At 44.1% G+C, this 22,934-nt stretch carries 14 protein-coding genes, 8 tRNA genes and 1 riboswitch; of the genes, 21 read left to right on the plus strand and 1 reads right to left on the minus strand.

The genetic code is table 11. From position 1 onward, the window contains the following. The first annotated feature begins 172 nt into the window (after positions 1 to 172). Positions 173 to 350, plus strand: a riboswitch (Lysine riboswitch). An 85-nt stretch (positions 351 to 435) separates the two neighbouring features. The 11 genes from GM612_RS04255 to GM612_RS04305 all read left to right on the plus strand — a co-directional run bounded on the left by GM612_RS04255 (position 436) and on the right by GM612_RS04305 (position 5,558). Then, on the plus strand, positions 436 to 1,890 hold the full coding sequence (locus tag GM612_RS04255) for an amino acid permease (protein ID WP_155431157.1): 1,455 nt from the start codon (positions 436 to 438) through the stop codon (positions 1,888 to 1,890). A 217-nt stretch (positions 1,891 to 2,107) separates the two neighbouring features. Beyond that, positions 2,108 to 2,746 (plus strand): deoxynucleoside kinase, encoded by a 639-nt coding sequence (locus tag GM612_RS04260; RefSeq protein ID WP_155431158.1) that lies wholly within the window; start codon positions 2,108 to 2,110, stop codon positions 2,744 to 2,746. Positions 2,747 to 3,019: 273 nt separating this feature from the next. Beyond that, complete coding sequence (serS, locus tag GM612_RS04265) at positions 3,020 to 4,297, plus strand: serine--tRNA ligase (RefSeq protein WP_155431275.1); 1,278 nt, start codon at positions 3,020 to 3,022, stop codon at positions 4,295 to 4,297. Positions 4,298 to 4,843: 546 nt separating this feature from the next. Next, positions 4,844 to 4,916: transfer RNA gene (locus GM612_RS04270), tRNA-Val, on the plus strand. A gap of 2 nt (positions 4,917 to 4,918) precedes the next feature. Further along, positions 4,919 to 4,991, plus strand: a tRNA-Lys gene (locus GM612_RS04275). Between the two features lie 17 nt (positions 4,992 to 5,008). After that, positions 5,009 to 5,090: transfer RNA gene (locus GM612_RS04280), tRNA-Leu, on the plus strand. 27 nt (positions 5,091 to 5,117) lie between these two features. Further along, positions 5,118 to 5,190: transfer RNA gene (locus GM612_RS04285), tRNA-Thr, on the plus strand. A 4-nt stretch (positions 5,191 to 5,194) separates the two neighbouring features. Next, positions 5,195 to 5,266 (plus strand) — tRNA-Gly (locus GM612_RS04290). A gap of 16 nt (positions 5,267 to 5,282) precedes the next feature. Next, positions 5,283 to 5,368: transfer RNA gene (locus GM612_RS04295), tRNA-Leu, on the plus strand. A gap of 17 nt (positions 5,369 to 5,385) precedes the next feature. Beyond that, positions 5,386 to 5,459, plus strand: a tRNA-Arg gene (locus GM612_RS04300). Between the two features lie 25 nt (positions 5,460 to 5,484). Continuing rightward, a tRNA-Pro gene (locus GM612_RS04305) sits at positions 5,485 to 5,558 on the plus strand. A 332-nt stretch (positions 5,559 to 5,890) separates the two neighbouring features. On the opposite strand, the gene GM612_RS04310 is transcribed toward GM612_RS04305, so the two are convergent. Beyond that, positions 5,891 to 6,535: a VTT domain-containing protein gene (locus GM612_RS04310; RefSeq protein ID WP_155431159.1), complete on the minus strand. Its 645-nt coding sequence runs from the start codon at positions 6,533 to 6,535 to the stop codon at positions 5,891 to 5,893. A gap of 244 nt (positions 6,536 to 6,779) precedes the next feature. On the opposite strand from GM612_RS04310, the gene GM612_RS04315 reads away from it, so the two are divergent. From GM612_RS04315 to rpoB, 10 genes are all read left to right on the plus strand, one after another. After that, entirely contained in the window at positions 6,780 to 7,481 is a 702-nt protein-coding gene (locus GM612_RS04315; protein ID WP_155431160.1) for a response regulator transcription factor, read from the plus strand. Positions 7,482 to 7,490: 9 nt separating this feature from the next. After that, positions 7,491 to 8,873: a sensor histidine kinase gene (locus GM612_RS04320; protein WP_155431161.1), complete on the plus strand. Its 1,383-nt coding sequence runs from the start codon at positions 7,491 to 7,493 to the stop codon at positions 8,871 to 8,873. Between the two features lie 250 nt (positions 8,874 to 9,123). Then, positions 9,124 to 10,068 (plus strand): glycosyltransferase family 2 protein, encoded by a 945-nt coding sequence (locus GM612_RS04325; RefSeq protein WP_155431162.1) that lies wholly within the window; start codon positions 9,124 to 9,126, stop codon positions 10,066 to 10,068. Between the two features lie 4 nt (positions 10,069 to 10,072). Beyond that, positions 10,073 to 10,717, plus strand: coding sequence for a phosphatase PAP2 family protein (locus GM612_RS04330; protein WP_155431163.1), 645 nt, complete (start codon positions 10,073 to 10,075; stop codon positions 10,715 to 10,717). Positions 10,718 to 10,834: 117 nt separating this feature from the next. Beyond that, on the plus strand, positions 10,835 to 13,366 hold the full coding sequence (locus GM612_RS04335) for a YfhO family protein (RefSeq protein ID WP_173021222.1): 2,532 nt from the start codon (positions 10,835 to 10,837) through the stop codon (positions 13,364 to 13,366). 267 nt (positions 13,367 to 13,633) lie between these two features. Next, positions 13,634 to 14,986: a M20/M25/M40 family metallo-hydrolase gene (locus GM612_RS04340; protein ID WP_155431165.1), complete on the plus strand. Its 1,353-nt coding sequence runs from the start codon at positions 13,634 to 13,636 to the stop codon at positions 14,984 to 14,986. A 303-nt stretch (positions 14,987 to 15,289) separates the two neighbouring features. Then, complete coding sequence (locus GM612_RS04345) at positions 15,290 to 15,757, plus strand: CtsR family transcriptional regulator (RefSeq protein WP_343031795.1); 468 nt, start codon at positions 15,290 to 15,292, stop codon at positions 15,755 to 15,757. 17 nt (positions 15,758 to 15,774) lie between these two features. Next, a complete protein-coding gene (locus tag GM612_RS04350) occupies positions 15,775 to 18,261 on the plus strand; it encodes an ATP-dependent Clp protease ATP-binding subunit (protein ID WP_155431167.1) in 2,487 nt (828 codons plus the stop codon). A gap of 215 nt (positions 18,262 to 18,476) precedes the next feature. Continuing rightward, the gene (locus tag GM612_RS04355) at positions 18,477 to 19,076 is read left to right on the plus strand and encodes a TetR/AcrR family transcriptional regulator (RefSeq protein WP_155431168.1); all 600 of its coding nucleotides are present in this window, start codon (positions 18,477 to 18,479) and stop codon (positions 19,074 to 19,076) included. 227 nt (positions 19,077 to 19,303) lie between these two features. After that, positions 19,304 to 22,924, plus strand: a complete 3,621-nt coding sequence (gene rpoB, locus GM612_RS04360) for a DNA-directed RNA polymerase subunit beta (RefSeq protein WP_343031796.1) — start codon at positions 19,304 to 19,306, stop codon at positions 22,922 to 22,924. Positions 22,925 to 22,934: the final 10 nt, after the last annotated feature.

Below are 22,934 nucleotides of genomic sequence, written 5' to 3' on the forward strand. Positions count from 1 at the left end.
GAGTGGCAGTGTTTTGACGACGAATGTTCACGAGAGTCACAAGTTGCATTTTAGTCACGTTTTATCCGCCGAAACGTGTTAATTAGCTTAGTGACACACTTATACTTGGCGCTAGCATTCGCTGCAGACCCGGGGTTGCATTTTAAAGTCGCACGGGTTAGTATTGAAACATCAAAAAAGAAGAGGCGCGAATCAAAAGAGTCGCTTGCGTGAGAACTGTCAGGTTCGATGATTGCAAGTCAAAGGGTGGTTCGCCGAAGCCGGCTGTAGCTGATAGTACAGGAGGCTGGGACCTGTCTTAAGAAGACTGGGACTGTCGCAACGATGTGTTGCGGAGAGCTTCCTACGTTAGAATGATCATTCGGGTCGTCTCGCAGGTAAGCTGCGTGCGGCTCTTTTTTATTGGCAAAATGAACGTGAAAGTGAGTGTAAAAAATGGCAGATCGAACAAGTGACAACGAAGTGAAACGTGAACTAAAAACGCGACACATTTCAATGATTGCCTTGGGCGGCAGTATTGGAACTGGCCTTTTCGTCGCAAGTGGTTCGGCAATTTCAAAGGCTGGACCGGGCGGTGCCCTGTTAGCCTACGTTGCTTTAGGGGTCATGGTTTATTTTTTGATGACCTCCCTTGGTGAAATGGCAACTAATATGCCGGTTTCCGGTTCCTTTGCAACTTACTCAACCAAGTACGTTGATCCGGCGTTAGGTTTTGCGATGGGTTGGAACTACTGGTTCAACTGGGCGATCACACTGGCTGTGGATATTAGTACTGCGGCGTTAGTAATGAAATTTTGGCTGCCAAATATTCCTGGATGGATCTGGAGTACGATCGTTCTAATTTTAATTTTTCTAATTAATGCGCTGACAGTTAAGGCATTTGGTGAAACCGAATACTGGATGGCGATGATTAAAGTCGTCACAGTTGTGATCTTCCTGATCGTTGGTGTGTTGACGATTGTTGGTATTTTGGGTGGGCACGCAACTGGTTTAGAGAACTTTACCTATAAGAAAGCACCATTTGTTGGTGGTGTTCCGGCAACTTTAAGTGTCTTCGTTGTGGCTGGATTCTCATTCCAAGGCACTGAACTGGTTGGCATCACTGCTGGCGAGTCGGCCACTCCTGAAAAGAGTGTGCCCAAAGCAATTAACCAGGTCTTTTGGCGAATCCTGTTATTCTATATTTTAGCGATTTTCGTCATTGCTTGCCTGATTCCGTACACCAGTCCTAAACTATTAGGATCGTCGGCTTCAGACGTCTCCATCAGTCCGTTTACACTCGTTTTCCAACGTGCAGGTCTGGCAGCAGCAGCAAGTGTCATGAACGCCGTTATTTTGACTTCCGTCATGTCGGCAGCAAATTCAGGCATGTATGCTTCCTCAAGAATGCTTTATTCGTTGTCGCTTGACCACTTTGCACCTAAATATTTCCAGCACACGACTAAAAACGGGGTGCCATTACGAGCGCAGGTTGCGACTACCATCATTGGTGCGTTGACCTTCATTACGGGAATCACCGGTCCAGAAGTTTACACCTGGCTGGTTGCTGCGTCTGGGTTAACTGGCTTCATTGCTTGGCTGGGGATCGCGATTTCCCACTTTCGGTTCCGGCGGGCGTTCATTAAGCAGGGTCACGATTTGTCCGAATTGAAGTATCATGCTAAGTGGTTCCCGTTTGGCCCAATTTTGGCACTGATTTTGTGTATCGTGGTCATTGCTGGTCAAAATGTTTCGGCGTTTGCAAACTTCGATTGGGAACAAATTGGTGTCACCTATTTGAGTGTGCCGCTGTTCTTTATCCTGTATTTTTACTACAAAATTCGTTATCATACCCACCTCATTCCGTTGGATCAGGTGGATGTAAAACCACATAAAGAAACTAAGATTTGAATCGTTTAGTGTTGGTGGAAATATTTTCCATCGGCACTTTTTTAAATTTAAAATGCCGAAAATACTTTCCTTTTAACTCTAAATTTGGCTTTCAAAGTTTGAATTGCATGGTTTTATTGAAACGGGGTTAAGATGTTTATCTACTACATGTTGCATTTAACAATTGCAATGATACAATATAAAGTACTGAGTTTTAAAGCTAAAGGAGAAATATTTGATGATTGTACTTTCAGGAACTATTGGTGCTGGGAAAACTAGCCTGACCAACTTACTTGCGGAACATCTGCACAAACCTGCTTTTTATGAATCAGTGGATGATAACAAAATTTTGCCGCTATTTTATAAGGACCCGAAAAAATATGGTTTTTTGCTCCAAATTTACTTTCTGAATAAGCGTCTGGAAAGTATCAAAGCGGCCTCAAAAGATGATGAGTCAGTGTTGGATCGCTCAATCTTTGAAGATTCCCTGTTGTTTAAGCTAAATGCCGATTTGGGTCGTGCGACGCAAACCGAATCTGACATTTATAATTCACTTTTAAGCAATATGATGGAGGAGTTACCGAATACCCATCATCGTAAGAATCCTGACCTACTGATTCACATCAACATTTCCTTTAAGACGATGCTATCACGAATTAAAAAACGTGGGCGCTCTTATGAACAGGTGGATAAGGACCCCAGCCTTTATGATTACTACCAAGAGTTAGACGCTCGGTATTCGGACTGGTATAGCCACTACGACAAATCACCAAAGATGCAGATCGATGGCGATAAGTTGGACTTTGTTGAAGATGCTTCAGCCCAAAAGAAAGTGCTGGCATTAGTCGATCAAAAAATAACTGAGCTTGACCTTTAACCCAGTTGCTTTCTAGGGATAAATCATTTACAATGAATGCAATTAGCAAACGCAATGTACCTTTAAGTAGATGTTCAGAGAGACGGGTTGCTGTGAACCGTTCATCGAAACTCCAGTACATGAAAGCGGACAGGTAATGCTGTACGGTTGATCACCGTTACCGATATTTGAGTGTACAGTTATGCTGTAAACTTGGGTGGTACCGCGAGCTTTCGTCCCAATTTTTGGGGCGAAAGCTTTTTTTGCGGGCCAAATAAAGAGAGGAGCAACATGATGATCGATTTAAAATTAGTTAGGACAGAAACGGATTTTGTAAAAGAAAAGCTCGCGACTCGTGGTATTGAAGCTGCTGAGATCGATGATCTGGTCAATTTAGATCAAAAACGACGTGACTTGATCGTTAAAAGTGAAACGATGAAAGCTGAACGCAACCAGGTGTCAGATGAGATTTCACAATTGAAACGTAACAAGGAAGACGCATCTGGTAAGATCAATCAGATGAAGCAGGTCAGTGCTGATATTAAAGCAATGGACGAGCAACTCACTCAGATTGCAGAAGACGTCCACGATAAAGCATCTAGATTACCAAACATCCCCAACGACAACGTTCCCGTTGGCCTAACTGAGGATGGGTCTGTCGAACTGCGAAAGTGGGGCGACATTCCCACTTTTGATTTTAAGCCAAAATCACATTGGGACATTGGAGAGGCATTAGGTATCCTGGATTTTGAACGTGGTGCTAAAGTTTCAGGCAGTCGCTTTTTGTACTATATCGGCCAGGGAGCTCGTTTGGAACGTGCCCTGTATAACTTCTTTCTTGATGAAAATGAGAAGGCTGGTTTTACGGAAGTTCTGCCACCGTACATGGTCAACAGTGATTCAATGTACGGTACTGGTCAATTTCCAAAGTTTACCGAAGATGTTTATTCATTAAAAGAGGCTGACGAAACACTGATTCCAACTGCCGAAGTACCGCTAGTCAACTATTACCGCGATGAGGTGATCGATACTGAAAAATTACCAGTGAAGTTTACGGCTTTAACGCCAGCGTTCCGTTCAGAAGCAGGAAGTGCTGGGCGAGATACCCGTGGCCTTATTCGGTTACACCAATTTAATAAGGTTGAAATGGTTCAGTTTACGAAGCCAGAGCATTCATGGGATGCCTTGGAAAAAATGACTAACCACGCCGAGGACTTACTAAAGAAACTGGGGATTGCGCATCATGTTATCACTTTGACCACCAGTGACATGAGCTTTACTGCTGCGATGACTCATGACCTGGAAGTCTGGTTACCGTTCCAAGATAAGTATCGGGAAATTTCAAGCTGTTCAAACTGTACCGACTTTCAGGCTCGTCGGGCGCATATCCAATACCGTGACGAGAACGGGAAACTTCAATATGTTCATACGTTGAATGGCTCTGGTCTGGCTGTTGGACGGACTGTGGCGGCGATTTTGGAAAACTATCAAAATGCCGATGGCACCGTCAACATTCCTGAAGTATTACAGCCATACATGGGCGGTCAAACCAAGATTGTGAAGGAAAAGTAAACGGTCTAGTGGGCACCAAAAATTGGTTAGCGCACAGAGTATAGTGAGATCAAGAGTGGGTTTCCCGATTGTTTGGGAACCCACCTTTTATAGTGTTATCCAGTCGGGACTGGAGGCCCACCCCCATTAATCTTGGTTGATCCCTGATTTAGCATTTATTCAGTCAATTAATGCCCTGGGTCGTTAACTTCAATGTTAATTACATTTTTATAAAACCAAACAGCAAACTTATTCATTATCAAGAGTGCTAATATTTAAAATCTCTCATGGCCTCTTAGTTGGTATTTGGTCGTGAATTGATGAACCTAATGAGAATGATAGCAGTAGTTCAGAGTGTTGAAATACAGTTAAATAAATTAAAAAAAGGACTAGCTTTTTTATTCAAATACGTGTAATATAGTTCTTGCAGTTTGTTGGACGCATAATTATTTCTGGATAACTATTCATTCAATTTTAAAAAGTTGTTGACAGTAATTTCACAGGATGATAAACTGTAATAGTTGTTTCGAAGAGGTCGATCGTAATTGTTCACCTTTTGAGCATCATGGAGGATTAGCTCAGTTGGGAGAGCGTCTGCCTTACAAGCAGAGGGTCACAGGTTCGAGCCCTGTATCCTCCATTGAGCCGTTAGCTCAGTTGGTAGAGCATCTGACTTTTAATCAGAGGGTCGACAGTTCGAGACTGTCACGGCTCATTAACCAGGATCACCATGCGGGTGTGGCGGAACTGGCAGACGCGCTAGATTTAGGTTCTAGTGTCTTACGACGTGGGGGTTCGAGTCCCTTCACCCGCATTTAACGCAAATATAAACATCACTTTCGCCGACTTAGCTCAGTTGGCAGAGCATCTCACTAGTAATGAGGAGGTCGGAGGTTCGAATCCTCTAGTCGGCATTGTGCGGAAGTAGTTCAGTGGTAGAACATCACCTTGCCATGGTGGGGGTCGCGGGTTCGAATCCCGTCTTCCGCTTTTTGCGTTTATTCCTGCCGGGGTGGCGGAATTGGCAGACGCACAGGACTTAAAATCCTGCGGTCAGTGATGACCGTACCGGTTCGATCCCGGTCCTCGGCATTAAGTTAATATTATTTGCACCCATAGCGCAACTGGATAGAGTGTCTGACTACGAATCAGAAGGTTGTAGGTTCGACTCCTACTGGGTGCATTTTTGTTGTTATACTGACAGCAAACGGGAAGTAGCTCAGCTTGGTAGAGCACTACGTTCGGGACGTAGGGGTCGCAGGTTCAAATCCTGTTTTCCCGATTATAAAAGTTCGAGCGTAGATTGAAGTCATCTAATTTGATGGCTTTTTTATTTTGTCGATAGTTTGAGATGATTCTTAACTTAATGGTGTTCGGATAGTCAACAAGATAATCTAAAGTCTGCTCTGCTGGTGCTACGGCTTGGCTGACTTGAATGACTCTCGAGTCGAATTTGAGCAGATGAACAGCTTTATGGAAAACACATAAATAAAAACGGCGTATCACTATCTGACGAGGAGTCTCGCTTTATAGTGATGCGCCGTTCTTAAATCTGGGATCTTAAAACAGATATTTAATTTAAAAACTTTTCCTATTTTATTTGTCTGAATCTAACTAATTGATCTTTGGTCGTCTTGATCGGATAGCCAAAATAGCTGCTGGCACTAAGGAAATCACGACGATTGCCATCATAATCAATTCAAAATGGGTCTGAACTCCAGGAATATTACCAAATAAGTAACCTGATAAAACTGCTACGGTTACCCAACTGACCCCGCCTAAAACGTTGAAGAGGATAAACTTGCGGTAAGGCATTTTACTGATACCAGCTGTGAAGGGAATCAGCGTTCGGATAATCGGCATGAAGCGACCTAAAAATATGGCGAGGCTACCATACCGTTGGTAGAAGTTACTTGCTTGTTCCAGACGTTTTGGCTTGATTAGTTTTTGCCAGCGTGGATTTTTAAGGTGGTGACCAAAGCGTTTACCGATTTCAAAATTGAGGCTGTCACCTGCTATTGCTGCGACAGATAGTAGTAAAATTAAAACCAGATGGTTGAGTGAATGGGTGCTGAGGGCTGCCAGTGAACCACTTAAGAAGAGTAGGGAATCACCTGGTAGAAATGGCAGTATGACGACGCCCGTTTCGATAAAGATCACTAAAAACAAACCCCCATATACTAAGCTGCCGTACTGAGCAATCAGTGCAGGCAGGAGGTGTTGAACATTTAAGACTGATGCAAGTAGCGCTGTTAACATGGGGTATCAACCTCTTTTCTCTTGAATACCTGAATCATAATTGATTTTAAACAGGAGAAATAGCGGGTTTAGATGTGGAAGTTCTTATAATTTCTCAGAAACAGGATTAATTAAAACAGGCAACGGTCATCTGCTAGTTATTTAAACAAATATGAGAAAATCACAGGACTTTTTTCGCTAAGTCCTTTATGATAAAAAAGAAGGTTCTTAGCTATTTAAAATGGAATTAAACGGGGTGAACAAGATGTCGACTTCCCTACTCCTAGTTGAGGATGAAGCGGGTTTGACGGATTATTTAAAAACGGAGCTTCAATTCGAAGATTATGTTATCTTTACGGCTCAAGACGGTAAAGAGGCGTTACAGGAATTTGAAAATTTGCGTGGCCAGTTGGATGTAATCTTACTGGACTGGATGTTGCCTAAATTAGATGGTCTAGAAGTTTTAAGACGGATTCGACGAAATAGTGATATTCCGGTGATCATGATGACCGCACGGGATTACGTTGGTGATAAAGTTGCAGGTCTCGATACTGGTGCGGATGATTATATCACCAAGCCCTTTGAAATTGAGGAATTACTGGCAAGGTTACGTGTTATCTTACGGCATAAAAAGAAGCACACACCGCAGGAAGAGACCCAAAATTATCGGGTTGATGACCTGGTGCTGAATCCCAAACTTAGACAGGTTACCCGAAATAATAAGATTATTCAGCTCACACAGCGTGAATATGAGTTGCTTTTGACCTTGATTCAGCATTCTGGTGAGACGATGTCACGCGATGACTTATTGAACACGGTTTGGGGCATTGATTTTGAAGGACAGCCCAACGTTGTGGACGTGTACATTAGGTATCTGCGCTTAAAAGTCGATCACGATTTTGAACACCAGCTGATTCACACCGTAAGAGGTATTGGTTACGTTTTAAGCGCTAATTATCAGGGTTAGGAGATTAAAATGGCGTCTAAAAATAAACGGCCAGAAACGACCACCAAACAGATTCAAAGCCGATTTATGTCTTTATTTACGGTTTTTGCGTTGCTGATTGGCTTCGGCGTTGTGTCGGTAGTGGGTGTTCAGTTAGTGCGCCAGCGTCAACAGGAGTCTGTTGAGCTGTTAAGTAGTTTGAAAAGATCCATCATTGATGACCGTCCCGATTGGAATCAGTGGCGAAAAAGTAGCACGATCAACACTCGGGATACTTTCGTTCGTGTGCATAATAGTCGGATCGGCGAAGCACCTGGCACCTATTACTCTAAGGGGACCCAGGACTTTTTAAAGGCTAAGAAAATTCACGTTTTGGGATTTCCAGCATTAACTTACGTTAGTCATTATGGCTTTATGTACTACCGTTCTGGGACCCGCTTAGGCATCCGTTCCGAAATTTGGTTGAGCTTGCAACCCATGGTCGCTGTTCTTATCTCAGTACTGATGACCGTGGTCATCTTTTTACTACTTGGATTGACCATTGGCAGCTATTTAATCACGCTCAGTGCCAAACAACTGACGCGTCCTCTGTTGCAACTGACTAATGCCGCTGCCAAGCAAAGTCAAGATGCGAATGACTATGCGTCAGCGTTGCCGGTACCTGATAATCCCCTTGAGGTTGAACAGTTAGCTAGTAGTTTTAACCAACTGCTAGAGACCGTCAATCAAAAAAGTGAGCAGGAAAAAGCGTTCGTTTCGAATGCTGCCCACGAGTTACGAACGCCAATTGCCGTCATTTTGGGTCACAGTAAGTTAATTCAACGACGGGGAAAGAGTCATCCAGAACTCGTGAATCACTCCGTGGCGTTTATTACCGATGAAGCAACCCGGATGCAAAGGCTGGTCAATCAGCTGCTTGTTTTATCAAGAGCCGATCGTGCCAAAAGTGAACGAAGTTATATCAACCTTTCTGACGTTGTGTTTGAAACGGTTGAGGAGGAGCGAGCAGTTTTATCCCAACGAATTGCTGTCACTGGAGACCATTCCGCTGTGGTGTACACCAATGCTGATAACGTCCAACAAATTCTACGGACGTTGCTTGATAACGCAGGCAAATACTCCCCAAAAGGGAGTTTAATTTCAGTTAAAATTCAGACTACCGATACTAAAATTATATTGTCGGTTACTGATGAAGGTCCGGGGATCAAACCTGAAGATCAGCCACGAGTTTTCGATCGATTTTACCGCGGTGATTTTGCTCGCGATGAGCATATTCAAGGAACTGGCTTGGGTTTATCAATTGCTAAACAATTAGCTAATCTGAATCAAATCGAACTAGATGTCACTTCGAATCAGCCAGTAGGCACAATTTTTACCCTCAGTTTTAACAATCCTAAGTATCAATTAAGTTAATATCAGGTATCCAGCATGGAGGCTAACAGCTCAAACTTAGAAGTTTGAGCTGTTAGCCTTTTTATTTTGAATTTGTGTAAAATTTTTCCTTGGATAAACTAGACACCCTTCCCTGAGAACTGCCCAAGTCTTACCATTGCAAGCATTTCTGATATTTTCTAATAAAACTCTTTTATTTTGGCTGTATTTTAAAATCTTTCTTTTTTCTAAACTAAGGGCATCAAGTTTGATAAGAAGAAGGGAGCCCGAAATGAAAACTATTTCAATCGTTGTACCTTGTTATAACGAAGAAGCTGCAATTCCAATTTTTTATCGCACGATTGAGTCGATACTACTCACGTTTTGCGAAAAGGAAACCGAGATGTATCGATGGGAGTACTGGTTTGTTAACGACGGCTCAACGGACAAGAGCCTTGACCAAATGAAAATTATTAACGCCTCCGCGCCTCATCAGGTTCATTTCGTTGATTTCTCGCGAAATTTTGGTAAAGAAGCTGCTTTAAAAGCCGGCTTAGAACAAGCCAAGGGTGATTATGTGGCTGTCATGGATGTTGACCTCCAGGACCCACCCGAATTACTACCTCAAATGATTCGCATTTTGAATACCACGGATAACGATGTTGTCGCCACAAAGCGGGGTGACCGAAAAGGAGAACCAAAAGTTCGATCATGGTTATCCAACCTATTTTATAAACTGATTAATCATATTTCACAGGTCAAGATGCAGCCGGGTGTTCGGGATTATCGCCTGATGCGGCGTGCCGTAGTAAAAGCTGTTCTTGCCTTACCTGAATCAAATCGTTTTTCGAAGGGAATCTTTAGCTGGGTCGGCTTCAAAACAGAGACGATCACGTTTAAGAATCGGCCTAGAGTTGCCGGTGAGACGCATTGGTCAATGAGGCAACTGCTAGATTACTCGTTAGGTGGTATTTTGGACTATTCTGAGCTTCCCCTTACGCTGGCTTCCTGGGGTGGTATTAGCGCGTTTGTGCTGGCCATTATTGGGATGGTCACCGTAGTGGTTAGAAAAATGATGTTTGGTGATCCGACAATGGGTTGGGCGTCTCTAGTCTCAATCATTTTATTCGTTGGTGGTATTCAGCTATTTAGTCTTGGCATTATTGGTAAATACATTAGCAAGATCTACTTAGAAACCAAGCACCGCCCAGCGTTTCTAATTCGTGAAAAGAGGTGATTGGATGTCGCGCGCAAAAGAAATTGGACCAATCGCGTTAAATTGGTGCGGTTTCATTATTTTTTCAATGCTGGTTTGCTTAACTCAGTATACTTTGGCCTATGATCGACAGATTACTGGGGTTGTTCAACACTTTGTCAGTCCAAGCCGTACCATCATCTTCAATCTGATTTCAATCACGGGTTCCCCCATGGTCACACTAGGATTGGGAATGCTCATCGCACTCTTCTTTATTATTCGTGAAGATTTACAGAAGGGTGCTCTGGTGATTTCAGTTTTCCTATTTACAAATGGGATTGGCTGGGTACTGAAAGATTTACTGCGCCGGCCACGACCGCTGGCTCAGCTCACGCAGACCCAAGGCTTTAGTTATCCTAGCTCCCACGTGATGGGCTCACTGTTATTAGTGATCGTTGTCTTACACTTTTGGCACCCAGTGTTGGTCCGAAACCGTGTGCTTCAAATCGTCATTTTGAGTGGCTGGTTTGGTCTGGTTTGCCTCTCGCGAATCTATTTACAGGCTCACTTTTTAACGGATGTGATTGGTGGCGCATGGCTAGCGGCTGTGAGTTATCAGTCCGTTGAATTTGCAGTCCAGGGATTCGTTGATCGTCATACGCATCAGGATTCAGCAGAATCAAAGACTTAACCGTTCCTGGTATTTAATTCTGAGAAATTCTCAGAAGTTTCACTATTTTACCCTGTATTTCATTCTGGTATACACGACTATGCTGGTATCTATAAAGAAATGGAACGGAGAAATACTATGGCACGTTTACAAAAATTAAGTTCAAAGATGATACTTGCGGGTCTTCTGACAATTGTCTGTTTGACAGTTATCTTTGGTTACTATCGAATTACGCCGTTTGGTTCAAATAATTTACTTGTGGGAGATATGTCGGCACAATACGTCCAATTTTTGACTTACTTTCGTCATATTTTCCTCGGCGGGCACTTTGAGACCTTCAGTTTCACGTTTGGTGTCGGTGAGAACATGGTTCCCATGATGGCTTACTACCTCATGAGTCCGTTTAACTTATTAGTCTTACTAGTTTCAACAAGTCACATTCCAACGATCATTACCCTGATTTTTATGCTTAAAATGGCTTGTATCTCAGCGACAATGACTTATTTCTTGGCTAAACATACTGGTCAAAGTCGCTGGAGCGCCGTAATTTTTGGCGTTGCCTTTAGCCTTTGCGGGTTCATCGTGGCCGACTACCTCAACATTATGTGGTTAGATAGTCTGATTTACCTGCCACTGATTGCGGATGGCATCGATCGACTTGACGAAAAGTCTGGCAAAATACGGCTTTTTGTGTGGTTAACTTTGAGCCTTCTTTCCAACTATTATCTGGGTTACATCACTGGCATCTTCACTCTGATCTATTTTATTTACGTCAGGTATGTGCGACACGAATCGCTCCGCTCGCGTATGTCAGTCGATTTCGTGGTGACTGAAGGTTTGAGCGTGTTCTCAAGTATGGCGATTTTACTGCCAACTTTAATGGGCATGCTCAAAACCGCAAAAGTGGCTTCTGTAGCTGCGGAATTTGCACTGCGGCCGATGTTTGGCTGGGAAATCGTTTCTCAATTAGGCAGTGGCAGCGAAAATTATACGAATCGACTCAGTCACGCGCCAGCAATTTTTATTACCCTAACGCTGACCTTGTTAGTGTTCAGTTATTTCGTTAATAAAACCATTGACAGTCGAAAAAAGAAAGCAGCGCTGACGGTCTTTATCATTATGCTGTTGTCAATGTTTATTCAGCCACTGAACACCGCTTGGCACATGTTCCATCAACCTGCGGGGTCACCTTTCCGAGATGCTTTTTTAGTGAGCTTTCTTGCGATTACTCTAGCTTATGAGGCTTGGATTGCGAACCCCAGAATGTTGTCAAAAACTAAACAGGCTGGTATCGTGGTCGGCACTCAGTTATTACTAATTTCCGGCTTTCTTTATCTACGATTAGCTAAAAATGGCCCCAGTGCATTTGGTCTTGCCAGACATTACGGCTATCAGCCAAATTCAGCTGCAGTTTTGTTAGTTAATTTAGTTGTTGTGGCGATTGCCGGTAGCTTGATTTTTGTCAGAGCCAAACGGCAAAACATGTTGACTCTGGGTGTGTTAGCGACAGTGATGGGCGAAAGTATTTTTAATTTTGGCTACGAGCTGCGGCACGCACCATTGGGTAATCAAGCCGGTTACAAGACTGACATCGCGCAGGAAAGCAAACTGTTTACTCAGTTACCAAGCTCACAAGCGTTATACCGAACTAATTTTACTGGCCGGTCGTTGCCCAATTCGTTTAAAGGGACAGCTTACTCGGGCTATAATGACTCCTTACTCTATAATTTTAATGGTATTAAGCAGTATGACTCGACCATGAACGAACAGACCCGCGAGAGTTTGAAATCGTTGGGGCTTTACAGTAAAAATGCACGCCGAATTAGTAATTTAGGTTTAACAAGTGTGTCAGCCTTTCTGTTAGGTGTCCGCTATGAGGTCAATACTCAAACTGGCGTCACCAAGAATCCCAATTATATTGGAATGGGCTTCCCTGTATCCAGCCGGTTCAAACAGCTGACGCTGCATAAAAAGGCCATTTTAACTAATTTAAGAACTATTTTACAAGCCATCAAACCAAGTCAAAAAGCTTACTTTCTTGGTTTAAAAAAGAGTCAAAAATCAGCAAGTCCCGTTATTACTAAGACTGGTCGCCATCCGTATGCCTTCCAAGTGAAAACCAAAGTTAGCGGTCCTGTTTACCTCGATTCTAAGAGTACAATGATCAATAATTCCAGCATCATTGTGAATGGCAAACCGCTTAACATCATGGGGACTGTCAATAATACCTACCTTGTGAACTTAGGCAATTATGCGGCTAACCGGAAGTTAACGATTCGAATTTCCGCTAAAAATGCTAGTGTCTTCAGTAAGGTGCACGTTGTTGATTTGGACATGAATCGTTTCCACTCGCTAGTCACAGCCCAGACTGGATTTAAACCCCAAATCAAGCGGAATTCGATCACAGGCACTGTGACGCGGACTAACAGTAAGGATAAATATCTTTACGCTTCGATCCCTTACGATTCTGGTTGGCACGCCACCGTCAATGGTCGTCGAGTTAAGGTCAGTCCGGCCTTGAACAACTTTATGACGATTCCACTGCGAACGGGCAAAAACCGAATCAATTTAACTTATCATGTACCTGGTTTAGCCACTGGGTGGGTATTAAGTGCACTCGGTGTGTTAAGCTTCGGTGCGTTTGCGATCTATCGGCGTCGACGCAATTGAGATTGAGCTTTTAAATTAAATCGCTAGTTGTCATCTCTCGTAGTATGAGGATTACAGCTAGCGATTTTTTGATCGTTTACCTGCACACGGACTGACTAAGAGCCGTGAATTCAATCATTGTCAATTTTGGATTATGAGCTGGCAAATTGCTTGATTTCCGCTCAGTGATCACGAAAAGATCTCTCAGCTAATTGACATCTCTAACCGAATTCTAATATAATCCTCATAAGACGTTTAATCACGTCGATTGAGAGGGAGTGTTAAGGGATGGATCAATCATTAGCAGTGTCAGTTAACCAAGCGTTGAGTGATGATTATCAGCGGTTAGCCGATTATTTACATATTGAAACGGTCTCGGCTCAGCATCGGGGTATTAACGAGACCGTCGCGTTTTTAAAGCAGAGTTTTGAAGCTCTGGGTGCAATAGTTCAGATTTTCGACGAGTTCGAGGGCAATCCATTTGTATTTGCCACTTTTTCGGCAGGTCCCCAAGGCAATGCCAATAAAACATTACTGTTTTATAACCACTATGATGTTCAACCGCCGGAACCCTTAGACGAATGGCAGACCAAACCGTTTGATCTGGCCGAGGTTGACGGCAAATACGTCGCTAGGGGTGTAGCGGATGATAAGGGTGAATTAATGGCCCGTCTGTCAGCAGTTAAAGCTTTGCAAAATGCCGGCGGTTTACCGTGTAATTTGAAGTTTATCGTTGAGGGCGAAGAAGAAGTTGGCAGTTTGCACGTTGATCAGATGACCGCGGCTCATGCGGCTGATTTGAGGGCGAATGCGCTCGTCTGGGAGACTGGTGGTAAAGATGCCAATGAGGACTTCGCCATTACTTGTGGCGTGAAGGGCATTGTTAGCTTTGAACTGACGGTTAGCACCGCCGATGTTGATCTGCATTCATCGTTGGCAGCTTATGCGGATAACGCGGCCTGGCGGCTGACTAAAGCACTCGCTTCGTTGAGAGATGCAGATAATCACGTTCTTGTAGATGGTTTTTATGACGACATTAAACCACTGACGCTATCTGAGCAGCAAGCTGTTCACGACATGCATTTTAACGGGGAGAAAACCAAGCAAGCGTGGGGATTAAAGCGCCCCTTCGTTTCGACTGACCCGAAAATGGCAATTGTGAATGAACCTACCATGACCATCAATGGCCTTACTTCAGGCTATGAAGGTGATGGTGTTAAGACCGTTATCCCAAAGTTTGCTAAGGCTAAGCTAGATTGTCGTTTGGTACCGGGTCAAGAGCCGCAGCACATCGCTGAGCTAGTTGCTGCCCAACTGGTCAAAAACGGGTTTCCTGACGTTAAGCTTCAGTTTCTACTCGGTGAGCAACCGTTTCGCTCAAACCTTGACGCCTCATTTATTCAGCAGGCCGCAACGGTTGCGCATGAAGTGTACGGTGACCACGTAGCGTTAGTTCCAAACGCTGCTGGCGGCGGGCCACAAGCCCCATTCTATGATGCCGTGCAGGTTCCAATCGTGGCAGTCGGCGCTAATTGGTCTGGTTCGGGACCGCATGCGCCGAACGAAAGTGTCCGGATTTCGGACTATGCTCAGGATGTTTTGTATACGGCAAGACTTCTACAGGCATTTGGTAAGCAATAAACTAGCTTTCACAGATTGTGATAGCAGTTATTTTTGAGTTTTAACACCAAAAGTCCAACCTTTCTCAATCATTTCCAGCAAAATAAGTTGACCAATGTTTTATAATAGAGTTGTACGGGTAACCAGCAATTATTCAGTTGAGTCTTTAGATTCTAAATAGTTAGCAATTTCGTTTTGTAGAACTATTTGCGGTTTCATGAAACAAATTAAAGCCTAAACCTTTGCATTTTCACCAAACATTCGTATAATGAAAGTCAACATTAGTCAAAGTAGATTGCTGAGTTGGTGAATGGAGGGAGTAGCGTGCAAAATCAAAATATTTCCGATATTATTGAGCAGTACCTCAAAGAGATTTTATCGGACACCGAGCACGTCGAAATTCGCCGATCTGAAGTTGCGGATCTATTCAACGTGGTCCCATCACAGATAAATTACGTTATCAAAACACGTTTTACATTGTCAAATGGATATTTGGTGGAGAGTAAACGTGGCGGTGGCGGATATATTCGGATCGAAAAAGTTAACTTGTTAGATGATACCGATGTTTTAGACTCCTTAATTGAAACGATTGGTGATTCAATTGGACAAAGAGATGGTTACGCCGTCGTTCAGGGGCTTTACGAAAGTGGCGTTATTGGTCGGCGAGAGGCTAACATTATTTTGACCATTATTAGTAGAGAAACTCTGCAGATGGACAACCGTGCAGAAGAGAACGGCTTGAGAGCGCGGATATTAGTCAGCATCTTGAAACATTTACGTTACGAGAGCTAGGAAAGTGAGGAATTGATATGGATAACCTTTTTACCCCCAGTGCAAAGAGCGTCTTGGCTTTAGCTCAAGATCAGGCGAAGTACTTTAAACACCAAGCGGTCGGCACAGAGCACTTACTTTTAGCACTCACTATTGAAAAGAATGGAATTGCCAATAAGGTTTTGCAGCAATTCTCCATTAGCGAAGATGATGTCCGTGAAGAAATTGAACGTTTTACCGGCTACGGTACTTTAAACAACGTTGATAAGGACACTTACTTGCCATATTCACCGAAGGCAAAGGACATGCTGTCTGTTGCCGGTGAAGAGGCCAAACGAATTGGCGCCACTAAGATCGGTACGGAACACTTGTTGCTGGCACTGCTCAGTGATGAGACGATTCTATCTTCACGAATTTTAATGAATTTAAACATTGATTTAGCCCAGGCTCGCAAAGTTATTTTGCGTAAGCTCGGGGTAACAGAGACTCAGGATAAGCGGCGTAATCAACGCGCCCGCAAGACGCAGGGTGGCACGCCAACGCTTGATTCACTGGCGCGTGATTTAACACAGCTTGCTCGTGATGACCGGATGGATCCAACGGTTGGCCGGAATCGAGAAGTTCGTCGTGTGATTCAGATTTTAAGTCGTCGGACTAAGAACAACCCGGTTTTAATTGGTGAACCAGGGGTTGGTAAAACGGCGATTGCTGAAGGCTTGGCCCAACGGATCGTTAAGGGTGACGTGCCAGAAGATATGAAGGAAAAGCGGTTGATGGCGCTCGACATGGGCTCATTAGTTGCAGGCACTAAGTACCGTGGTGAATTTGAGGACCGACTAAAAAAGGTCATTGAAGAAATCTATAACGATGGCCAGGTCATCTTGTTTATCGATGAACTGCATACCTTGATCGGTGCCGGTGGTGCTGAAGGTGCAATTGATGCCTCTAATATTTTGAAGCCGGCTTTAGCACGTGGTGAACTGCAGACGATTGGTGCGACTACTCTAGATGAATACCAGAAGTACATTGAGTCCGATGCTGCTTTGGAACGTCGATTTGCAACGGTTCAGGTCAACGAACCTACGGAAGACGAAACAGTTGAGATTCTTAAGGGTCTGCGTCCTCGTTACGAAGAACACCACAAGGCTAACATTACTGATGAGGCTTTGGACCAAGCTGTCAAGCTATCATCGCGTTATATTTCAGACCGGTACTTGCCAGACAAGGCGATCGATTTAATGGATGAGGCTGCAGCTAAGGTTCGCATCAGCCAAATGGACAAGCCGAACACGCAGTCAAAGCAGGAAGCTAAGTTGTCAGACTTGTCAGACCAGCGTGAAGCTGCTATTTTGGATCAGCGTTTTGAAGAGGCGGCTAAGCTTCGTGAACAAGAAATTGCATTGAAGGATAAGCTGGATAAAAAAGCTGAAAAGCAGTCCGAGTCGGGTGATAAATACAGTTTGAACGTTACCGGTGAAGACGTTGCCGAAGTTGTGTCAGAGTGGACTGGTGTTCCAACCACCCAGTTGCAACGAACGGAACAGGAACGTTTGATCAACTTGGAAGGTATTTTGCATAAACGAGTCGTCGGTCAAGAGGAAGCCGTTTCAGCTGTTTCTCGGGCCATTCGGCGGGCTCGTTCCGGGTTGAAAGATCCTAATCGTCCAATTGGTTCATTTATGTTTCTTGGCCCTACTGGGGTTGGGAAGACTGAGCTTGCAAAGGCTCTGGCCGAAGCAATGTTTGGTTCTGAAGACAACATGATTCGGGTCGACATGAGTGAGTACATGGAGAAGTATTCGACTAGTCGGTTGATTGGGTCAGCACCAGGATATGTGGGTTACGATGAAGGTGGTCAGTTGACTGAAAAGGTTCGTCAAAAGCCATACTCAGTTGTGCTGTTTGATGAAGTTGAAAAAGCTCATCCAGACGTCTTCAACCTGTTGCTTCAGGTTCTTGATGATGGCTACTTGACCGATTCCAAGGGTCGCAAGGTCGACTTCCGTAACACGATTTTGATCATGACTTCTAACTTGGGTGCTACCCGTCTTCGTGATGAGAAGACCGTTGGATTTGGTGCTGAGGACAAGAGTGGCGACTACACGGCAATGGCCGATACCATTCGGGATACGTTGAAGCAGAGTTTCCGTCCTGAATTCTTGAACCGAATCGATGAAATCGTGATTTTCCACGCGCTTAAGAAGAAGGAACTTCACCAAATCGTCAAACTGATGGCTAGAACCGTTATTCAACGGATCAGCGACCAAGGCATTCACGTCAAAGTCACTCCAGCTGCCATTGATGTGATCGCCGATGCAGGCTTTGACCCAGAATATGGTGCCCGGCCAATTCGGCGGGCATTGCAAACGAAGGTTGAAGATCGGCTGAGTGAAGCCTTACTTTCAGGCGAGATTCAAGCTGGCAATCAGGTTACGTTAGGTGCTTCTCATGGAAACATCACGGTCAGTGTAAAGGAACCAGAGAAACCGAAGACTAATCCAAATCAGCCAGTAGGCAGTAAATAGTATTCAACACGTAAATTAATGAGTTCGGTTTTAGCTGAGTTTTGGCTGAGACCGAACTCATTTTTTTAATTCCGGTGCCGGAGACTAGGAAGCTGAACAAGTCAGGCTTTCATGCTGATTAAGTGTAGTTCTGGTACCGTTATCAGTAATTTCGTGTTAAACTGGTATTCAGATTAATTTACGGTGTACGGTGAAATAGAAGGGATAGTTGGAGATTGAAACGAGAAGTACAGCTTGAAAGGACTCACCAAGCAATTTTAGATGCAGCGCGAAGCCTTTTTCTTACTAAGGGATATTCTGGCACGTCAACTCGTGACATCGCAAAAGCCGTTGGCATCACTCAGCCGGCACTTTACCATCACTTTGAGGATAAAGAAGTGATCTTTTTGCAAGTCATCGATACGGTTGGGGGTTCTATCAAACAACGAATCGACGCTATCAATGCGCAGAAAACTGAGATTGAGGCGGATGAACGATTGGTACGCATCACGCAAGTGCTGACCGATACGCATCCTCGAGACATTTTTACGGTCATTCATTCTAGTTTTTCTGAGTTGAAGCCGGAAAATATGCGGCAACTTGGCATGCTTTTCCAAGTCGATTATTTGACGCCAATTGAGAATTTTTTCAAGAGTGATGATGTGCATTTGCGGAACCATTTAGAACCGAAGGAAGCTGCGGAATTTTACATCACTAGTTTGAGCCCGCTGTTTAGTCGCTTCCACAGCATTGGCGGGGTGGAAATGACCCAGGAGCAACATATTCGCCTATTACTGGATATGATTCTGCACGGCTTAACATCAAGTGAAGACTAACCGTTTGACAATTGAATATGAAGTAGGTATACTACTTGCAGTATGTAACTGTGAACTGAAATGAGTGGTTGCGATCTATTGTCCGTAACGGCTCTCATAAAAACCAAAAGTAAGAAATTATTCTTATTTTTGGATTTTTTTTGCCATAAAACAGTGAAGAATGCGTTTTCTTCTGAAATGTAATCAAACTGTAACATTGGTTTCAGCCCACTGAATTTAATGGAGAGGTGAACAACTTGGCAGGACACTTGGTTAAATATGGCAAGCACCGGACCCGCAGAAGCTACGCACGAATTAAGGAAGTTTTAGACCTTCCTAACTTGATTGAGATTCAAAAAAATTCGTACCAATGGTTTCTTGATGAAGGCCTTCGGGACATGTTCGATGACATTATGCCCATCGAAGATTTCCAAGGAAATCTTTCATTAGAGTTCGTTGATTACCAGTTACTGGAACCAAAATATACCGTTGACGAAGCAAGAGAGCACGATGCCAACTTTTCGGCACCATTACACGTCACTTTACGGTTGACCAATCATGAGACTGGTGAAATTAAATCCCAAGATGTTTTCTTCGGCGATTTTCCACTGATGACGGAACAAGGGACGTTTATTATTAACGGTGCCGAACGGGTTATCGTTTCTCAATTAGTCCGTTCTCCTGGCGTTTATTATAATGAAGAGACTGATAAGAACGGCCGCACGGTTTACGGTGCAACTGTCATTCCTAACCGGGGTGCATGGTTGGAATTTGAAACCGATGCGAAAGGTCTTTCTTACGTTCGTATTGACCGGACCCGTAAGATTCCAATGACTGAACTTGTTCGGGCATTGGGCTTTGGCTCTGACGATGAAATTCTTAAAATGTACGGCGATAACGACAGCTTGCAAGCAACTCTGGAAAAGGATGTTCATAAGAATACCGAAGACTCTCGTGTTGAAGAGGCCTTGAAGGATATTTACGAACGTCTACGTCCCGGTGAGCCTAAGACTGCTGATTCATCTCGTAGTTTACTGACTGCTCGTTTCTTTGATCCGAAGCGCTATGATATGGCGCCAGTTGGCCGTTACAAGACTAACAAGAAGCTCGTTTTAAAGAATCGTTTGCTCGGTTTAACTTTGGCTGAAACCTTGGCTGACCCAGATACTGGTGAAGTCTTGGCACAAAAGGGCGATGTGATCGATAAAGATCGCCTGAAGACCTTAACACCTTACCTTGACCGTGATGATTTCAAGACGGTAACCTATACACCATCTGATGAAGCGGTCGTCACTGAACCAATTACACTTCAGACCATTTTGGTACAATCGCCTGATGATCCAGAGCGTGCAATTCCAGTGATCGGTAATGGTCACATTGATTTAAAATACAAGCACATTACTCCTGCTGATATCTTAGCTTCAATCAATTACTTCTTCGATTTACAAGATGGAATTGGTTCGACTGATGACATTGACCACTTGGGTAATCGTCGAATTCGTTCCGTTGGTGAGTTGCTGCAAAACCAATTCCGAATCGGTTTATCCCGAATGGAACGGGTTGTCCGTGAGCGGATGTCGATTCAAGACGCTGCGACAGTGACTCCTCAACAATTGATCAACATTCGACCAGTGGTTGCTTCCATTAAGGAATTCTTTGGTTCTTCACAACTATCACAATTCATGGATCAAACGAACCCATTGGGTGAACTAACGCATAAGCGTCGGCTTTCAGCCCTTGGCCCTGGTGGTTTGACTCGTGATCGTGCTGGTTACGAAGTTCGTGACGTGCACTATACCCACTACGGTCGGATGTGCCCAATCGAAACGCCTGAAGGTCCAAACATTGGTCTGATCAACAGTTTGTCCAGTTATGCTCGAATCAATAAGTATGGGTTCATTGAAACACCATACCGTCGTGTTTCGTGGACGACTCATAAAGTTACTGATAAGATCGATTATTTGACGGCCGACGAAGAAGATAATTACGTTGTTGCGCAAGCTAACTCACCGTTAAACGATGATGGTTCGTTTGTGAATGACGTGGTTATGGCGCGTGCCAAGTCAGAAAACATTGAAACCAGTATTGATAACATCGATTACATGGACGTTTCACCAAAGCAAGTTGTCTCGGTCGCTACGGCCTGCATTCCTTTCTTGGAAAACGATGACTCTAACCGTGCTTTGATGGGTGCGAACATGATGCGTCAAGCCGTTCCGTTGCTTGACCCTCACTCACCATTAATTGGTACTGGTATCGAATATAAAGCTGCTCATGACTCTGGTGTTGCTCTGTTGAGTAAACATGAAGGGACTGTTGAGTACGTTGATGCTCGTCAGATTCGAGTTCGTCGTGAAGACGGCGCATTAGACACTTACAAGTTAATGAAGTTCCAACGTTCTAACGGTGGTAAGAACTACAACCAACGGCCAATCGTTAAGGTCAACGACCATGTTGATGTTGATGAAGTTTTGGCTGATGGACCATCGATGGAAGACGGCGAATTGGCATTGGGTCAAAACCCGTTAGTTGCTTTCATGACTTGGCAAGGTTACAACTTCGAAGATGCCATCGCCATTAGCGAACGATTAGTTAAGGACGATGTTTACACGTCAATTCATATTGAAGAATATGAATCCGAAGCACGTGACACGAAGTTAGGACCGGAAGAGATCACTCGTGAGATTCCTAACGTTGGTGAAGATGCACTTAAGAACCTGGATGAAGAAGGGATTATTCGGATCGGTGCTGAAGTGCATGATGGTGATATCTTAGTTGGTAAGGTGACGCCTAAAGGTGTGACTGAATTATCTGCTGAGGAACGGCTGTTGCACGCCATCTTTGGTGAAAAAGCCCGTGAAGTTCGTGATACGTCACTTAAGGTACCTCATGGCGGTGGCGGTATTATCCAAAACGTCCGGATCTTCACCCGTGAAAATGGTGACGAATTATCACCTGGTGTTAACATGATGGTTCGTGTCTACATCGCTCAAAAGCGGAAGCTGCAAGTTGGTGATAAGATGTCAGGCCGTCATGGTAACAAAGGGACCGTTTCAGTTGTGATTCCTGAAGAGGATATGCCTTATATGCCAGATGGGACACCAATTGACATTATGCTGAGTCCTATGGGTGTGCCTTCTCGTATGAATATCGGTCAAGTGCTTGAGATCCATTTGGGCATGGCTGCACGTAAATTAGGCATTCACATTTCAACTCCTGTCTTCGATGGTGCTCGGGATGAAGATATCTGGGCAGCCGTTAAAGAGGCAGGTATGGCTGACGATGCTAAGACCGTTCTTTATGATGGTCGTACCGGTGAACCATTTGACAAGCGGATCGCGGTTGGTGTCATGCACTATATGAAGCTGGCTCACATGGTTGACGATAAGATTCATGCTCGTTCAATTGGACCATACTCCTTGGTTACACAACAACCACTTGGTGGTAAAGCACAATTTGGTGGCCAACGGTTTGGTGAAATGGAAGTTTGGGCTCTTGAAGCTTACGGTGCTGCTTACACGCTGCAAGAAATCTTGACTTATAAGTCAGATGACGTTGTTGGCCGTGTGAAGACGTATGAAGCCATCGTTAAAGGCGAGCCAATTCCGAAGCCGGGTGTTCCTGAATCCTTCCGTGTGTTGGTTAAGGAATTACAATCACTGGGTCTGGACATGAAGGTCTTGGGCAGCGATAAGAAAGAAATTGAGTTGCGCGACATGGACGATGAAGATGATGACGTTGTTAACGTTGACGCTTTGAGTAAATTCGCACAGCAACAAGAAGAACAAAAGAAGGCCGCTGAGCAGAATCAAGAAGCCCCAGCAGCAAATACGAACACAGATGAAGCTAACACTAACGCTAAGGATTAATTAAAGGGAG

It is taken from the genome of Secundilactobacillus folii (assembly GCF_009720675.1).
In the GTDB taxonomy this organism is placed as follows: Bacteria; Bacillota; Bacilli; order Lactobacillales; family Lactobacillaceae; genus Secundilactobacillus; species Secundilactobacillus folii.

Coding starts and splice junctions, on each gene's coding strand:
- GM612_RS04330 (WP_155431163.1), top strand. CDS start 10,073: ATGTCGCGCGCAAAAGAAATTGGACCAATCGCGTTAAATTGGTGCGGT.
- GM612_RS04255 (WP_155431157.1), top strand. CDS start 436: ATGGCAGATCGAACAAGTGACAACGAAGTGAAACGTGAACTAAAAACG.
- GM612_RS04315 (WP_155431160.1), top strand. CDS start 6,780: ATGTCGACTTCCCTACTCCTAGTTGAGGATGAAGCGGGTTTGACGGAT.
- GM612_RS04340 (WP_155431165.1), top strand. CDS start 13,634: ATGGATCAATCATTAGCAGTGTCAGTTAACCAAGCGTTGAGTGATGAT.
- serS (WP_155431275.1), top strand. CDS start 3,020: ATGATCGATTTAAAATTAGTTAGGACAGAAACGGATTTTGTAAAAGAA.
- GM612_RS04350 (WP_155431167.1), top strand. CDS start 15,775: ATGGATAACCTTTTTACCCCCAGTGCAAAGAGCGTCTTGGCTTTAGCT.
- GM612_RS04325 (WP_155431162.1), top strand. CDS start 9,124: ATGAAAACTATTTCAATCGTTGTACCTTGTTATAACGAAGAAGCTGCA.
- GM612_RS04310 (WP_155431159.1), bottom strand. CDS start 6,535: ATGTTAACAGCGCTACTTGCATCAGTCTTAAATGTTCAACACCTCCTG.
- GM612_RS04335 (WP_173021222.1), top strand. CDS start 10,835: ATGGCACGTTTACAAAAATTAAGTTCAAAGATGATACTTGCGGGTCTT.
- GM612_RS04260 (WP_155431158.1), top strand. CDS start 2,108: ATGATTGTACTTTCAGGAACTATTGGTGCTGGGAAAACTAGCCTGACC.
- GM612_RS04320 (WP_155431161.1), top strand. CDS start 7,491: ATGGCGTCTAAAAATAAACGGCCAGAAACGACCACCAAACAGATTCAA.